The organism is Chlamydia crocodili (assembly GCF_018343815.1).
GTDB lineage: Bacteria > Chlamydiota > Chlamydiia > Chlamydiales > Chlamydiaceae > Chlamydia > Chlamydia crocodili.
Genome location: NZ_CP060791.1, coordinates 806,862 through 822,246, shown reverse-complemented (window position 1 = coordinate 822,246; position 15,385 = coordinate 806,862). Strand labels below are relative to the sequence as shown.

Genomic DNA, 15,385 nt, shown 5'->3' with positions numbered 1-15,385 from the left:
AAGCGCGAAGCATTTTCAAAGAAAAAGACGATGTTTGCATATCTAAAAATCCTAGCGCTTTAGACTTTCATATAAATGTAAAACAATTACTCTTAAAAATCTATAAAAACTTATAGATTCTCTTTGTATATTAAAAAATATAGAAAAAAATCTTTATTATTTTAAATAAAAGAAGAAAGAAACAAATTAAAATTAATTTATGAAGAATAAAAACATTAAAAAGAATTCTGGAATTTATTTAAAAAAATTTATTTATAATATTATTCATCTTGTAGATGGTTTTTTAGAAGCTCTAGAAAAACAGTGTAAATCTTTATTTTCTAAAGAAGAGTGCGATAGTGCTCTATCTTCATTGATTGAAGAGTTACAAAAGTATAAAGAAAATCTAGATACTGTAGCTAGCGATCCTTCTAATCCTTTGGATAATCTAGTCAAGCTGACGGAAACAGATCTACTTAAATAAAGCAAATAAAGCCCCTGCCGCCGCGCTGCGTAGCGAAGGGGTTTCATGATAACAGCATTCTAGAAGAAAATCCACAGCTTCTGTGTTCTCAGAAAACGCTATACCTTCTAAAATAGCGAGTTTATCTTGCCATCGACTTTTAGGATAAAGACCCTTGGCTTTATATAACGACTCGTTATTTTTTTTCTGACATAATGCAGCTAATGTGGACTCTAATTTAGAAGAAAAACTCTTATCTGCTGTCCATACTTGTGCAGATTGTTCATCTCCTTCTTCCCAAAATACTCCTGAAAAAAAACTCCATCCTTGCTGCTGACGGTTGGAAAGAAAATCTTCTGTAACTTTCTTTACATTACTATATTTTGCCACCGCCAATAAACGTATCAGCTTTCTACTAATTTCCCTCTTTACCATATCAAAATATAGAGGGAGAGCAGCGCTTTTAGGATTCCATTGTGAATCCCAAAGAAATTGTTCTATAGCCCAGCACATTTCAGGATCACAGATAAAATCAGCAATGACATCTCCTGCCTTTTCTATATTTGTACGGCTAACAAGAAGTAAAATCGCAAGATTTGCTGCTGCTTTTCTAGAGGTGACAATATGCAGGTAGTTATTAGCAAGATCTTTTCCGCGTATCCCTAAGGAACACACCGCAGCAGAAGCTGCTTCACAAATAGAAACAAAAGGAGATTGCAAACCTTTAACTAAAAGTTCCTCTCCTAAAGGATCTCCCTGAAGGTACAATATTGCTGCTGCTTGCAAACGAACTTTAGGAAATGGCGAAGTTTGCGCAATATGGCGCACTTGGTCAGCAATTTTCCTTGATTCGCAGCTTACCCTACGCCCACAAGCTAAAGCCGCACGCAGTGCTGTTTCCTGTATTTCAGGATACTGAATAGATAACAAATCTAAGAGGACATCTTCATCTTTTCCATCTCCTTCGTGACGCAAAAGCTCACAGGCAAATAGTGCTTGGTCCATATCTTCTTTTACTTTAGATCCTGTGAGCAGTTGCGGGGTAAGCATCAAAGATGCTTTCCACGCTTCCCGACGCTCCTCACCATCAATAAGCTTATTATTTGCTCGTTCTTGAAGATAGGGCAACAACTCCTCAATGTCTAACATTGCAGCAATCTGATATGCCGTTATCCGCACCTGCATGGATTCATCATGACGAGCAATCTTATAAACAGCATCTTTTAAACTCTGTGTTCCATATTGCAAGACGACCTGCAAAGCTAATGTGCGCACCACAACACTATCATCAGAAAGACTAGATAATACCAAGGGAACTAAACGAAAGTCTCTAGCGAGCCCTATAGCAAGAATACTGACAGCACGAACTGTCATCGAAGGATGTGAGATGCCATCACAGAGAATCTGTTGAGCGAAATCTTCTAACGTATCGCGATCTTTAGCAAGCTGTGGATAGTGTTGACAACACTTATTAAATTCTTGGCTCCAAGTTGCATAATCCTTCCCTTGTGCGAAGGCTTTCAAAGCAAGACGTATTTCGGGAAGCGTGCACTCGCAAGAAGACAAAAGAATCTTAGCTTCCTTGATAGCTTCAGGAAAATCATGAATGAGCAAATGTTGGCGTAAAGACTGCGATCCTTCTGCCACATGTGTAAATAAACAGAGGAAAATTAAGCAATAGCCCCTAAAGAGCTTCCACCTAAAAGATGAATATGTAAATGGAATACGCTCTGCCCCCCTTCGATACCATTATTGATCACGACACGATATCCATCAGCAATACCAAAAGCTTCTGCTAATTGCTGAATAATCTTCCCCGCCTCAGCAAGCAAGGGAAGATCCTCCTCTTGCATATCTTGCACTCTTTCGATGTGCTTCTTAGGAATGATTAATAAGTGAACAGCAGCCTGGGGAAAACGATCTTTAATAGCTATAAAATTCTCATTTTCAAAAACTTTTTCGCACTCTATTGAGCCTTCGATAATTTTTTCAAAAATGGTCATACTAATCCTCGATTTTCTAGTACCAATTGCAGGGCGCGTTGACAATGTTCCTTGTTATCCCAAACAGATAAAAATAGACCCTTATGACAAAAAATTGCTCCAGGAATACCACTTACCTTTTCAAGATCCCTACCAAGAAGCCCTGCCCAGCTTTCTGGGAATGGTACACGAACTTCCATCCGTCTATCTAAGGTTGGAGGGATTCCCCTAAGAATCCATTGATCGCAGGCTGGGAAACACACAAATGCTGCGGGATGTTGTTCTCCGCCTAAAAAAAAGAAATTCTCCTGCCACGCTAAAGGACGATCAAAAAATAAACAGAATTCATCTTTTTCCATAGCAGATCTGACAACATCTCTACACATGCGATCGTAACGGAATTTATTTCTCAAGCGCTTCAGTAAATCTATAGCAAATTTTAATGCGAAGAAGAAATCTGCATCTGAAGAATTCCTGCCTTCTTCAGGATTATATATTTTAATAATATCGGAAAAAGAACAGAAGCCTTCTTTTGAAAAGAATCTTCCGTTATCTTGTTCATCAACACCATGAATCAAGGTTTGATTTAGAAAATGATATTCTTCTAAATCGATAAGCCTTTGCTCTTTAAGATAATCTAATATCATGCCTGCGCTACTCCAAGATCCTTCATAGGATACTTGGTGATGATCAAATCTTTTCTGATCTACAGAATAAATTCCGCCAACATCACACACATATTCACATTCTGCGAGTTTCTCAGGATTTCGCGTACGGATGATCTTCCCTTCATCAACAAGATCAAACAAAATAAGCAATGCACACGCTGTGACCTCATCAGCATGAAAAGAACCGTCGTGTGTACCAACGCTTCTTGGAATTCGCATATTTTCCATCCTTTTTAAAAACCCTCCATTGTATCCAGAGAAAAATAATTCTCAATCGCAAAGACGTTTCTTTCCGTTTTCTTAAAAATCTTTTTCATCTAAAACAAAACCTTCGAGCTAGAAAAGCCGATTTTTTTGGAGGATACATGTATAATTTATTCCACAGGAACCATGATGCGACTTCTCCTGATGGGTATCTAACCTCTCCTTTGCGCATGCTTTCGCCGAATGTCTATGAAGGAGAAATAGAAATACTAAATATCCCCGAGTACTTCTTGGGTTTTCATTTACCTCAGCACTGCTTACATCTCAATCTAAAAAGCTCACTGGCACAGTTAGGCGTAGATGCCAAGATCAAAGAAGCTGAGCTCAGTAAAGAATGCTCCCGAGCCCGTCTATTACTACAAATTAGCAGTCACGATCCCGTAGCCTCCGTTATGCTTACCCTATTAGAACCTGGAGATTACATTGCGAAATTATTTTCTTCTGATGATCGTAGACTAGTGCGCTCTCCACAATACCTAGAGAGAATGCTGAAACATACGGATAAATCAGGCATGCCTTTATTATGTTTTGGCAAAAAATTAGAACACCTAATTTCTTTAGACGTTATCGATGATCGTCTTGTCGTCTCTCTTCCTACCCTTCCTGGAGTGATTCACTATGATCATAAAATTTACGGCCTACTACCTCTAATAGGAAAAGCATTAGGTCAACCCAATATGAGAATAAGAAATTTCCTTTCTCTGTACCAACATAAAGTGGATCGTGAAAAATTACCCCTGCGTGACCGTATACTACTTATAAAAACTGAACCGTTGCATATTCGCACGGTGTTTGCTCGCGTTGTAGACTCTCTTCTTCCTGAAGGAGTAAAACATACTGCAGCAAATATTTTAGAACCCACGACACAAGAGTCTGGAGATATTTACGAGTTTTATGGAACAAGTTCTGTCCCTGTAGAAACAATTCCTTTAGAATTTTTCACTATTGAGCCCTATAAAGAACACTCTTTTTTCTGTTATCGTGATCTACTAAAATCCTCTCTAGAATCTGAACCATGTATTTTTGACATTTTTGAAACTACACCAGGCACCCAAGAAAAAGCCGCAACCTTCATCTCTAAAGGTAGTGAAATTTCAGAACTATCACAAAATTCTTGGTTAGTCGGTTCTGCGAAATCCTTGTATGATAAAACAGAACCCTATCCTACAAATCTGCAAGAATACATAGAAGAACAACCCTGCTTTCCTTTCCTCCAAGCTATGGAAACAGGACACATCACAAGTCAAGGAGTACTTTTCTCCAGATACTTTCCTTCTGCCTGTCTCAAAGGTATGTTACTTTCTTACCATGTAAATTATTATCTAAAGCAAATCTATTTCCAAATACCCTCCTATACCTATGGAGAATATTTCTCTGAACATGACCGTTCATTACTTATGGACTTATACTTTGCAGGGATCTCTACATTCTGGGTAGATAAAGTCTCTAAACGCGTTTTACAATATGTAAAACGTGGTGGGAAAGATTCAGGAATGTTTGTTCCTACTCAACGTGTTCAAGAGTTTCGTTCTGCCTATTTTATTGGTATTCATGGCTCTTGTATCGTTTCAGAAGGTTATAAAGAAGATCTCCGTGCATTTTTAAAAGGAATACACGATCTTACCCAGGCTCTGCCTATTCCTGGATTCCCTCCAAAAACTCCCTTAGCAATTATGACGGGAGGCGGCCCAGGAGCTATGGCCATAGGGAATGAAGTCGCTACAGAACTAAATCTTCTCTCTTGTGGTAATACTGTAGATTTTGAGCAATCTCCAGGAGCACACCAAGCTGCAAATCCTTATACACAAGCAAAAATGACCTACCGGCTCTCTTCTTTAATCCAACGTCAAGAACACTTTCATGTAGACCTTGCTCTATTTGTTACCGGAGGCATGGGAACAGACTTTGAATTTTCTCTTGAACTCATCAGTATAAAAACAGGAAAGAAACCTCCTGTTCCTATATTCCTAATCGGGCCGGCATCCTATTGGAGAGAAAAGGTTACCCCTGCATATCAAAGCAACTGCAAAGCAGGAACAAATCGCGGTTCAGAATGGGTAAGTAATTGCATATTCTGTATTTCTACTCCTCAGGCGGGAATCGAGATTTTCAGAAGATATCTCAATAATACATTACCTATAGGACCGGAATACCCTCCCTATCCTGATGGATTCTTAGAGGTGTGATTTAGAAGCCGTAGGTTAAGCGAAAGCCGTAGTAATTACACGGCTCTCGCACAAATTGACCTTCTTTAGAAAATCCCTGGTGGTACTCAACAAACGCACGGATTTTCCTGCCTACATCACGAAATTTTGACCATTCCATACCTAAAATATAGGTTTGATCTATACCAAAACGCTGCTCTTCCCAAAAACGAAAGTGCATAGCAAAAATAGGTTGTGCGTGTAAATTTCCTTCTCGCAATCCAAAAGGACGTAATTCTGCTCCTGCCTCTATGTATAAAGGGCGCTCAGGAAATGTCAGATCTCGACTGATAATATAGCCTAGACCTCCATAAAGACGCAGCTGCGCATTATAGCGTAAAGAAGCAAAGAAATCGATTCCCTCATCACTAAGATTAAATCTTGGAAAATTCGGATGAGCCAAAAGAAACTCGTCCCCTAAATGTGAGGAAAGATGCCAAAGGCGCAAACGGAAACTCCATTTATCTACAGCAAATCCTAGTAGACCCGCGACGAAAAAGTCAGAGTTTACCATGCACGAATCAGGATGATCTAAATCAAAAACAGAAAAGACACCACCTTGAAGACCAATATCTAAATCCCCATGAAATCTAGAAATATCGAAAAGACGTAGGAGAATAAAATCCCCACCAAAAATAGCAGAACCCACGCGATTTCCGATGACCTTCTCGTTAAAACGAATTCCGGCGCTATTTGTTACCTGACGGGGATCAGCAATTAACGGAGCGAAAAGTATAGTATTTTGCGGCAACCACACGCCCTCTTTACCACAGACAATCTCCGTTCCTAAAGCTTTCTGCTTTGGCAATACAGGACAACCCTCTCTATAACGATTGTAACATTCTTGATATGAACTATCACAAATCTCGACAGCAGTGATGCAGGGTAAATCTTTAATGAAATCTACAATCGCATTGGAAAGGACTGTATCCACAGGAAGGGAAAATACATAAGCAACGTTATCTTCAACAACTACCTGAGTACAGCTATCTAAAAAATGCATATCTACGAGAGCTTGTACATACCCCGTAAGATAACAGCCATTTCCAGATTCTTGGATATTTTCTGGTAACTGATCTGAGCGAGTAACAGCTTTTCTAAAACTCTCACAATCAGGACAACGTGCAGCTTCTTGAGCTACAGTAGTTAAACAAGATGAAAAATAGCAAATAAATACTACGCTGCATAAACAGCAGCTATAACGTAACAGTCTTCCCATGGTATCCACAATCTATAGAAAGAGCTGATTTATTTAGCAACAATCGAACGTAGATTCAAAAAAATCTATCTTATCAAATCGATCTCAAAAATATCCTGAAAGGAATATGTAACTCATAACCAAAGACTCGGCAAGAACAAGAAAAAATAAGACAAAAGAAACAAAAGCTGCATATTTTGAGAGCTAAAACTTCTCTTATGAAGAAGATAAACACAAAAATAATTCTTTTAACAAAGAGGAATTAAATTAATTAAAGTTAAAAAACAGCACGACAAAAATATAAGAATATTTATAAGGAAAAGAACGAGTTTGGAATACTTAAATCACAGGAACAGCCCGCCTGTGACTCCTCTATCACTCCTAAGCTTGTGATTCTAAACGTAAATTTAGCATCACGAAAAAAAAGAAAACTTTCCCTTTCCCATCCAGTTACTCCAGTTAACTGGGTGGGATTTTTATATAAAAAAAGCCACATCCCAATATTTTTAAGATGCAGCTTTTCTACAAAACGAAAATCTAATCAAACGTCAGAGCGTCTATTGTTCAAGAGGCTTGCCTTCTTGATCTGCCCAGCGGATTCCACCCTTACCACCTGTTTTAGGCCCTCCAGATTGTTTAAGAATCCCCTTACTTTTCTGCTCTCGTATGCGCTCAGATTTTCTTGTTCCCTCGGCTTTAGGAGCATCTCCACCGGAAGCCTTAGCTTTGGGGAATATAAACTTTTCAGAACTCACTTTGGTTAAATCCGGGCTAAACTTATACCCCTCATTTTTACCATCTGTTTTTGCCTTTTGTTGTAAACGTGCGGATTTCCTTGTTCCCTCAGCTTTAGAAGGACTAGATTTTCCAATTGGTACTTTAGCTCTAGGGATTGCTACTGGTTTCTTATTCCCTTTTATAGCACCCAAATCTGGGCTAAAACTAGATGAACCTTCATCTATTTTAACTTCAGGTCTAGGAATTTTGAAAGGTTTGCCCAAAGGCTCAGGCGTATACATATCTTGCTTTCTCTTACCTCCAGGAACTAGTTTCCCAACCCTAGCTTTTGCTTCTTTAGCAAGATTTCTCATTTTTATTTGTTCTGGAGTTTTCTTCTCCTTTTTACCACCAAGCTTTTCTTGAATCTTGCTCTTTACTTGCCTTGCAGTGGCAGCTATTTTTCTTCCAGCTCCACTTACGGCACCCCCTACGGCAGATCCCGCTCTTTCCCCAGTTTCTTTAATTTTCTGACCCAATCCTAACACCTTAGCAGCAGCTTCATGAGCTTTCTTCCCACCCGTTCTGCCTATTCTAGATTCGAGATATCCCGAAGCACCTCGCACACCTTTTTGTCCACGAATCGCACCTCTTCTTGTGAATCTTGAACCTCCCCCTACGCCACGAAGAGGATCGTCTTTATTATCTTCGGGGCCACGAGATGGTCCTGCAGCAGAACTTCCGTAAGGGTTAATTGGATTCATAATTAAACCTAAAAAAATCTTTTTAATATTTAATTAAATTATAAAACTTATTTTGAAAATAAGAACCAATTAAAATGCTAAAAACAATGTATTTAATAATAAATTAAGGAATCTTAATGATTTTTCAGAGGGAACGACTTACATTTCTCTAGTGGATCTTAGATAACGAAGAACGTTTGTTTTAGAAAAAACAGAAAGGTATATGAAAAAAGCAGAGCCTTTTTTAAGATGTCTGACATATACCACAGATAACGAAAAAACGCGATGCGAAGAAATAGTAACTTTTCACAATTAGAAACCAACTATCTTTTCTCTGGTATTCGTCAAAAAATCCGTACTTTTCGTGAAGAATTTCCAGAAGCTTCTATTATCGATCTATCTATAGGGGATACCACTCAACCACTACATACGTCAGTCATTGATATCTTTACAAAATCTGTACAGAAATTAGGGAATCCGAAAACCTACCGCGGTTATGGTCCTGAGTTAGGCCTGCCAGCTTTAAGAGAGAAACTCTCTGAGGTTTTCTATAACGGGAAAATTTCTCCCGAAGAGATTTTTATCTCAGACGGAGCAAAAATGGATATTTTCCGTCTACTATCCCTATTCGGTCCTGAGAAAACTGTAGCCATCCAAGACCCTTCCTATCCTGCATATATAGATACAGCACTTCTTGCAGGAGCTAAAAAGATTGTTAAACTTCCCTGTACAAAAGCAACTAATTTCTTTCCTGTGATTCCTCAAGAAGAAGTCATAGATATTTTCTGTTTATGTTCTCCTAACAATCCTACAGGCACTGTATTAACTAAAGAGCAACTGAAAGAACTTATTGCCTATGCTAACTCTAATAGAAGTATAATTCTATTTGATGCTGCCTACAGCGCATTTATCTCTGATCCCTCCCTACCAAAAAGTATCTTTGAAATTCCTGAAGCACGCTCTTGTGCTATAGAAATTAATTCTTTCTCTAAGTCTTTAGGATTTTCAGGAGTACGTTTAGGATGGAATGTAGTCCCCAAAGATCTTCAATACAGCGATGGTCTTTCTGTAATTCGTGATTGGGAACGTTTCCTATATACAACATTCAATGGAGCTTCTTTACCTGTTCAAGAAGCCGCAGTTGCCGGAGTTTCTTTATTTCCAAATTTAGAAACTATCGCGCATTATCGCCATAATAGTTCACTTTTGCGCGAGGCTCTAAAAAAAGCTGAATTTTCTGTATACGGTGGCGAGCACGCTCCCTACCTTTGGGTTGAAGTCCCCGATATTATTCCTGACGAAGATTTTTTTGACTTTTTCTTACACCAGTATCATATTGCCATCACTCCTGGTAAAGGATTTGGCGCGTGCGGAAAAGGTTTTGTTCGCTTTTCTTCTTTAGGAAAAACAGAAGATATTGTTGCAGCTTGCCAACGGTTAACTCTAACATCTGTATATGATAGAATGGTGTTGTCACTATGATTCTTCGTAAAATTGCTCAATATACTTTCTTTCTTTCTATTGTCTGTTCTTTTATTTCTGTAGTTGTTTCTTCACCAAACCCAGAACAAGGATCTCCTAAAGTCGCTGTATTCTTATCTTTTTCCCATTCAATACTCGAAGATTGTAGTCAAAGCTGCATAGATGTTTTAAAAACATTAGAAAATTCTCCAGAAGTTCTTGTTGTGAACGCTGAAGATAGCGTTGTTAAAGCGAGGAAACTCGCTCGCACGTTACATAGTGATCAAGATGTTGTAGCTATTGTCACCCTAGGTTCTATAGCAACAAAAATTATGAGCCAAATCGAAACAAAAAAACCGATTATCTATGCTGCCGTTCCTGAAGGAGAAACATTGACTTTCCCTAAAAAGCAAACAAATATCTACGGTGTTAATGATACTCTAGATATCAATCAATGCTGTTTTGCTATACAAGCAGTAAGAACAAATGCCGAATCTTTAATCTATATAAAACCTGCTGAACCCTTTCCCTCAGCATTGCAAAAAGAAATTGAGAAGAAACTCCATGCATCAGGAATCGCTGTTACAGAAATTACTGTAACACCTGCAAATTTTAAAACACGTATCCAACAGGCTATCGACAAACATCCTTCTGCTATCTTTATTCCTTTTTCCTCTTTAGCACATAAACAAAGAACGACATTTATCGAAGATATCCTTAAAGAAAAAATCCCCGTAATTACCGATGATTTTTCTTTAGTAGCTGAAGGAGCATGCGTTGCTTGTGGTGTCGATTTTAAAAAATCTGGGAAACAAGCAGCCCAAATGGTGTATCATTTACTCAATAGACACCAAGATATCGAGGGATTACGTAAAATCATCGCTGAACCGCTACCACAAACAACAACATTCAACGAAGATGTTATCCGCCGTCTAGGTTTAAAAATCAACAGAGCCGAACGCAAGCAATTCCGTTCTATTATCTTTAAAGATAATAGAGATAAGAAAGCCGCTGTAAAAAGTGATAAGCCAGAGGCTGAAAAAACTTGTAGTCCAGCTTAAAATCTACATTCTCGCCAACTAGAGACTATAGACTCCGTAGCCTTGGGTAATAGAAGTCGCTTTTTCCTGGAGGTCTCCCCTGAAATCAACGTAACATCACGTTTAGGAAGAGATAAAGTTTTGGCTAACAAAGCAATCACTGCTTCGTTAGCCTTTCCTTTTTCTGGAGCTTCGGTGACACGTATTTTCAATACTTCACCTTCAAATCCGACGATTTTATTTTCTTTAGATTTTGGGGTAACTTTTACCTCCAAAATCCAATATTCCTCATTCAAGGATTACTCCTGGGATATTGTAAGATAACCATCAGTTTCACTTGCCCATGCCGCTAAAGAATGTAGACATACTCTAGGAGCCCAATCGTGCTTCAGAATTGCTTGCGCAAATCCAGGGCCAGAAATATCGTATTTTTCCTTATCAAAATGCTTAGTTACCCGAGAACGATCTAAATGGATAAAAGGTTGGCTACTTACAAATAAAATGCGCTCAGAACCATCTCCATGATACGCACGAAGAATTTTTAATGTATCATGACGCGTTCCATACTTTTGACCCTCTGCAGGTTCAGCAACTAGAAATTCTACATCAACACCGCCAGAAGTATCTCTCCACGCAGTAGGAACTACCATCTGCATCCAAACAAACCTAGCGATTTCGTCTTCCGAAGAAGGAAGTTTGTGCTCTCCAGGATTCCAATTTTCTTCTATAGGAAATGGATTATGACGGTTGTCATAAAATTGATCAGGGTTTTCAACCTTGGCATAACGCTCTCTTCTTCCTGATAGGAAAATAATCTTTTTAAAACGTACACCACGATTCCATTCACGAATGAGGAAATCTAAACGCTGACGAATGGTCGCAAGTGTACCACCAAAGACTACAGCGCTTCCATAAGTAGCTGCATAAGCAGGAACTACCTGCGTCATTCTCAATAAAGAAAGATCATTATAAAAAGCATGATCGTCCTTTATTGGCAAAGAATCAAAATCAGCAGCCATACGCTGCTCCCGAGTTAATAATAAAGGCTTTGTTACCTCTACTAATTCCTCAGGGGTCTCTACCTCAGGCAAATCACAAAGTTCTAGAAGATGACTTACAATAGGAAGATACTTTTTAGGAGAACAGGAAGTATTTCTATCTGCAAAGGGACAACAGCCCGTAATTAGCAGAAACATCATCCCCAAACACACTGGTAATGAGCGTTTTCTTTTGATATTCATAAATAAAGGTGTCCTAAACAATCCGTAGTAACAAGAGTGAACATACTAGAGCATTTTAAAAAAGACAACACTCAAACGGACAGTAAGAAGCTTTCTTTACTTATATAATCTTAAGAATCATCCTCAGAGGCTTTCTTGTCCTTCCCATCTTGATTATCAACATCTTGAGTTTCTATAGTGTTATCTTCAGGACGACGTATCGTATCCTCATCAGATAAATCTCCCCTTCCAGAAACCGAAGTTCTTACCGAAGCTGTATTTTGACGTTCCGAAGTAGTTCCTGATGTAGAGGCAAAAGGATTTTCAAATCTAGGATTTTTCTCATTCTTATCTGCAGAAGGAAACTGCAGTTTGCTACGAATCTTTTTCACTATCCAGAATAAGAAAAATAGCATTTTGTCATACAGAGTGTGAAACATCTGTACTAAGGTATTCCATAATGTCTTTAACTTATTGACAAAAGCTTGACAGCAAGAAACTGTTGCTGCTGCTTCCTCCGGTGATTCTGTAGCTGATCGGATGAACTCTTCCTCTGTAGGAATATGCATCTCTTCTAAAAGAAGACGCACATTTTGAATCTCTTGAGATATTTTAGGAATAGCACCTCTAGAGTCAATTTTCCAACCTTCCTCACCTAAACGCAATCCAATGTGATTTAGGTTTGAAATAATTTCCTCATAGCGTCTTCCAAAAGCAGTCTTTAAATCCTCCATAGACATGCTCATTATCTCATGATGCGTATCCCCCAAAGCAGACACCAGACGCACTGCTGTACTTTCCAATGCATTTATACGACCGTTTAACGAGGCCACTCCACGACGCAAATCAAGAAATTGTTCTTCGAGATCACTATCTTGGATAGATTTTCTAGATGATTGTCCTGCAGCACCAAGTTTCGTCTTCTGAAAATCCTCAATCCTTCTTTTCAAGTTATCAACTAAAGTCTTAGTTTCTTCGACGCCATCAAATAAAGCATCTGAAAACAGATCAACCTTACCGAAAAGTTCTTCTTCTTTTTTATGAAGATCACTCACAATTTCTTCGGTGATACCCGCCGCTTCCGCTGATAATGGGGATAAACTAGAGGGCATCCCAACAACGATCACCGAGTTGGCTATATCTTGAATATCAGCAATTGCAGCATCTATGTTCGCCACCTCCCCAGCAGATAAAACCTCAACACTCAATCCTGTTTCAGTAACACCACCAGCTGCGCCTTCCTGATCTTGAGAAGAGCTATCTGTATTATCCACATTATCCAAATGGGCGTTTGGATCCTCTGGAATAGGATTAGGATTTTGACCAGAACTTCCACTTACTGATGACATAAGATTACCGAATAAAAAAATAAAAAAATCTTCTTTTCAACTAATTATATTTATATCTAATTGGATATTTATTTTTTAAAAACAAAAGAGGAATGTAAATAATATTAACTAAAAACAATCATTTGTAGTTAATACTAGCAATTGATCAAGAAAAGCTGCTGTGTTAAGATTTATCGATTCGTAAAGACTTCTATATTTCGATACAGAAAAAGAATATCTATTTCAGTGTCTACTAGTTAAAAATCAAAGATCTGTGATTGCTACCTTATGAAAACTTCCCAGCTTTTTTACAAAACTTCTAAAAATGCAAATAAAGAAGCCGCTGTTTTATCTTATGAGCTTCTAGAAAAAGCTGGATATATTTTCAAAACGGCAAAAGGAATCTATACCTATACTCCATTATTTTGGCGTGTAGCTCTTAAGATGATGGATATTATTCGCGAAGAGTTAAATGCCATTGGAGGTCAAGAACTTGTGCTTCCCATTCTTCATCCTGCAGAACTCTGGCAAAAGACAGGGCGTTGGGAAGCGTTCCGCTCTGAAGGCCTGCTCTATACTCTAAAGGATAGAGAGGATAAAGAACTCTGCCTTGCTCCTACTCATGAAGAAGTCGTTTCCATGTTTGTCTCTCAATGGCTATCAGGAAGAAAACAATTGCCTATCCATCTGTATCAAATCGCAACAAAATTCCGAGACGAAATCCGACCAAGATTCGGATTGATGCGCGCTAGAGAATTCCTAATGGAGGACAGCTATACATTCTCAGATTCTCCGGAACAGATGAATGAGCAATACGCCAAGCTTAGACAAGCCTATCAAAATATATTCGATAGATTGGAAATCAAATATGTTATTGTAGAGGCGGATGGAGGAAAGATTGGCAAGGGGAAATCCGAGGAATTCCATGTTCTCTGTTCCCTAGGAGAAGATACTATTTGTGTGAGTGGTGCTTACGGTGCGAATATTGAAGCTGCGGTTTCACAACCTCAACAATATACGTATGATAAAGAACATCTCCCTATAGAAGAAGTAATCACGCCTGATGTACGAACAATAGAAAATCTCCAGGACTTCTTCTCCCTTCCCCCTCATAAAATCATTAAAACTCTAGTGGTTAAGCTCTCATATGGAGAAAAAGACAAGTTTGCTGCTATAGGCATCCGAGGAGATCGTCAGCTCAATCTGACTAAAATACGCTCTAAACTTAATGCTGATGAGTGCATCCTAGCTTCAGATGAGGAAATTCAAAAACATCTAGGCACAGAAAAAGGCTTTATCGGTCCTTTAAACTGTCCTATCGAATTTTATGCTGATGAAACCACACGCTGTATGACAAACTTTGTCTGTGCAGGGAACACTAAAGATAAACATTACAAAAACGTAAACTGGGATCGAGATATTCCCCGACCTGAATATGCGGATTTCCTTCTTGCTGAGGCGGGAGATCTTTGCCCAGCAAATGGCAATTCTCCCTATGAAATCTTTGAAGGTGTAGAAGTTGCGCATATTTTTAATCTAGGTACACGCTATACAGAATGTTTCGAAGTAGGCTTCCAAAATGAACAGGGTGAACAACAAACCTGTTGGATGGGAACCTATGGCATTGGCATTGGCAGAACCTTAGCTGCTTGTATAGAACAACTTGCCGATGATCGTGGCATCGTCTGGCCTAAAGCGATTGCTCCTTTTGATATCGCTATTCTTTACAATGGTGGTGACTCTGCATCTCAAGAAGCTGCTGAAAAAATCTATAAAGATCTCCAAAATTATGGTTATGCTCCTCTATTAGATGATCGCAATGAAAGACTTGGATTTAAATTAAAGGATAGCGATCTTATTGGAATTCCGTACAAGCTTATTCTAGGCAAAACTTTCCAAAGCTCTGGGATACTTGAAATAGAATCTCGATCCAAAGAAAAGTTTTCCGTAGAACCAAAAGATTTTTTCAACTGGTGTGAGAATTATTTTCCAAAACCCCGTGGTTTCTCCCCCATTTCCTAGAGATAGATTAGCATTCTTTGGAATCGAGTGCTAAATAACCTTGACCTCAGGAGACCGTTTTCCTATAATAGTCACCAGCGAATAGATTACTTATAT

13 protein-coding genes are annotated in these 15,385 nt (G+C 38.7%); 5 read left to right on the top strand and 8 right to left on the bottom strand.

The window, feature by feature from the left end; all coding sequences use genetic code 11:
* Nucleotides 1-199: 199 nt before the first annotated feature.
* Complete coding sequence (locus H9Q19_RS03745; protein ID WP_213240435.1) at nt 200-463, top strand: hypothetical protein; 264 nt, start codon at nt 200-202, stop codon at nt 461-463.
* Here H9Q19_RS03745 and H9Q19_RS03740 read toward each other — a convergent pair.
* The 3 genes from H9Q19_RS03740 to H9Q19_RS03730 are packed head-to-tail and all read right to left on the bottom strand — an operon-like array spanning nt 452 to nt 3,311.
* Nucleotides 452-2,089, bottom strand: coding sequence for a HEAT repeat domain-containing protein (locus H9Q19_RS03740; RefSeq protein ID WP_213240433.1), 1,638 nt, complete (start codon nt 2,087-2,089; stop codon nt 452-454). The two genes, H9Q19_RS03745 and H9Q19_RS03740, sit on opposite strands and share 12 nt — an antisense overlap.
* A 23-nt stretch (nt 2,090-2,112) precedes the next feature.
* Complete coding sequence (locus H9Q19_RS03735) at nt 2,113-2,445, bottom strand: histidine triad nucleotide-binding protein (protein WP_213240431.1); 333 nt, start codon at nt 2,443-2,445, stop codon at nt 2,113-2,115.
* Nucleotides 2,442-3,311 carry an MYG1 family protein gene (locus H9Q19_RS03730; protein ID WP_213240429.1) on the bottom strand — a complete coding sequence of 290 codons (870 nt, stop codon included), beginning with the start codon at nt 3,309-3,311 and terminating at the stop codon, nt 2,442-2,444. The genes H9Q19_RS03735 and H9Q19_RS03730 overlap by 4 nt, the downstream gene beginning before the upstream one ends.
* A 146-nt stretch (nt 3,312-3,457) precedes the next feature.
* Between H9Q19_RS03730 and H9Q19_RS03725 the strand changes: the two genes are divergently transcribed.
* Complete coding sequence (locus H9Q19_RS03725; RefSeq protein ID WP_213240427.1) at nt 3,458-5,542, top strand: LOG family protein; 2,085 nt, start codon at nt 3,458-3,460, stop codon at nt 5,540-5,542.
* 1 nt (nt 5,543) lies between these two features.
* Here the strand turns inward: H9Q19_RS03725 and H9Q19_RS03720 are convergent, their stop codons facing one another.
* Together H9Q19_RS03720 and H9Q19_RS03715 are read right to left on the bottom strand one after the other, a co-directional pair.
* Nucleotides 5,544-6,779, bottom strand: coding sequence for a DUF1207 domain-containing protein (locus H9Q19_RS03720; RefSeq protein ID WP_213240425.1), 1,236 nt, complete (start codon nt 6,777-6,779; stop codon nt 5,544-5,546).
* A 536-nt stretch (nt 6,780-7,315) separates the two neighbouring features.
* The gene (locus H9Q19_RS03715; RefSeq protein ID WP_213240423.1) at nt 7,316-8,239 is read right to left on the bottom strand and encodes a hypothetical protein; all 924 of its coding nucleotides are present in this window, start codon (nt 8,237-8,239) and stop codon (nt 7,316-7,318) included.
* A 264-nt stretch (nt 8,240-8,503) separates the two neighbouring features.
* Between H9Q19_RS03715 and H9Q19_RS03710 the strand changes: the two genes are divergently transcribed.
* On the top strand, nt 8,504-9,700 hold the full coding sequence (locus H9Q19_RS03710) for an LL-diaminopimelate aminotransferase (RefSeq protein WP_213240421.1): 1,197 nt from the start codon (nt 8,504-8,506) through the stop codon (nt 9,698-9,700).
* Nucleotides 9,697-10,740 (top strand): ABC transporter substrate-binding protein, encoded by a 1,044-nt coding sequence (locus tag H9Q19_RS03705; RefSeq protein ID WP_213240419.1) that lies wholly within the window; start codon nt 9,697-9,699, stop codon nt 10,738-10,740. The genes H9Q19_RS03710 and H9Q19_RS03705 overlap by 4 nt, the downstream gene beginning before the upstream one ends.
* On the opposite strand, the gene H9Q19_RS03700 is transcribed toward H9Q19_RS03705, so the two are convergent.
* The 3 genes from H9Q19_RS03700 to H9Q19_RS03690 all read right to left on the bottom strand — a co-directional run bounded on the left by H9Q19_RS03700 (nt 10,737) and on the right by H9Q19_RS03690 (nt 13,288).
* Nucleotides 10,737-11,015 carry a DUF167 family protein gene (locus tag H9Q19_RS03700; RefSeq protein ID WP_213240417.1) on the bottom strand — a complete coding sequence of 93 codons (279 nt, stop codon included), beginning with the start codon at nt 11,013-11,015 and terminating at the stop codon, nt 10,737-10,739. The two genes, H9Q19_RS03705 and H9Q19_RS03700, sit on opposite strands and share 4 nt — an antisense overlap.
* Before the next feature lie 3 nt (nt 11,016-11,018).
* Nucleotides 11,019-11,960, bottom strand: a complete 942-nt coding sequence (locus H9Q19_RS03695) for a hypothetical protein (protein WP_213240415.1) — start codon at nt 11,958-11,960, stop codon at nt 11,019-11,021.
* A 110-nt stretch (nt 11,961-12,070) separates the two neighbouring features.
* Nucleotides 12,071-13,288 carry a CT392 family protein gene (locus tag H9Q19_RS03690; RefSeq protein ID WP_213240413.1) on the bottom strand — a complete coding sequence of 406 codons (1,218 nt, stop codon included), beginning with the start codon at nt 13,286-13,288 and terminating at the stop codon, nt 12,071-12,073.
* Between the two features lie 267 nt (nt 13,289-13,555).
* Here H9Q19_RS03690 and H9Q19_RS03685 point away from each other — a divergent pair, with 267 nt between their 5' ends.
* Nucleotides 13,556-15,289 (top strand): proline--tRNA ligase, encoded by a 1,734-nt coding sequence (locus tag H9Q19_RS03685; RefSeq protein WP_213240411.1) that lies wholly within the window; start codon nt 13,556-13,558, stop codon nt 15,287-15,289.
* Nucleotides 15,290-15,385: the final 96 nt, after the last annotated feature.

What these genes read in the sequence shown, in the direction of transcription:
- H9Q19_RS03730 (WP_213240429.1), bottom strand. Translation starts at nt 3,311, where the DNA reads ATGCGAATTCCAAGAAGCGTTGGTACACACGACGGTTCTTTTCATGCT.
- H9Q19_RS03715 (WP_213240423.1), bottom strand. Translation starts at nt 8,239, where the DNA reads ATGAATCCAATTAACCCTTACGGAAGTTCTGCTGCAGGACCATCTCGT.
- H9Q19_RS03725 (WP_213240427.1), top strand. Translation starts at nt 3,458, where the DNA reads ATGTATAATTTATTCCACAGGAACCATGATGCGACTTCTCCTGATGGG.
- H9Q19_RS03690 (WP_213240413.1), bottom strand. Translation starts at nt 13,288, where the DNA reads ATGTCATCAGTAAGTGGAAGTTCTGGTCAAAATCCTAATCCTATTCCA.
- H9Q19_RS03685 (WP_213240411.1), top strand. Translation starts at nt 13,556, where the DNA reads ATGAAAACTTCCCAGCTTTTTTACAAAACTTCTAAAAATGCAAATAAA.
- H9Q19_RS03710 (WP_213240421.1), top strand. Translation starts at nt 8,504, where the DNA reads ATGCGAAGAAATAGTAACTTTTCACAATTAGAAACCAACTATCTTTTC.
- H9Q19_RS03735 (WP_213240431.1), bottom strand. Translation starts at nt 2,445, where the DNA reads ATGACCATTTTTGAAAAAATTATCGAAGGCTCAATAGAGTGCGAAAAA.
- H9Q19_RS03720 (WP_213240425.1), bottom strand. Translation starts at nt 6,779, where the DNA reads ATGGGAAGACTGTTACGTTATAGCTGCTGTTTATGCAGCGTAGTATTT.
- H9Q19_RS03695 (WP_213240415.1), bottom strand. Translation starts at nt 11,960, where the DNA reads ATGAATATCAAAAGAAAACGCTCATTACCAGTGTGTTTGGGGATGATG.
- H9Q19_RS03705 (WP_213240419.1), top strand. Translation starts at nt 9,697, where the DNA reads ATGATTCTTCGTAAAATTGCTCAATATACTTTCTTTCTTTCTATTGTC.
- H9Q19_RS03745 (WP_213240435.1), top strand. Translation starts at nt 200, where the DNA reads ATGAAGAATAAAAACATTAAAAAGAATTCTGGAATTTATTTAAAAAAA.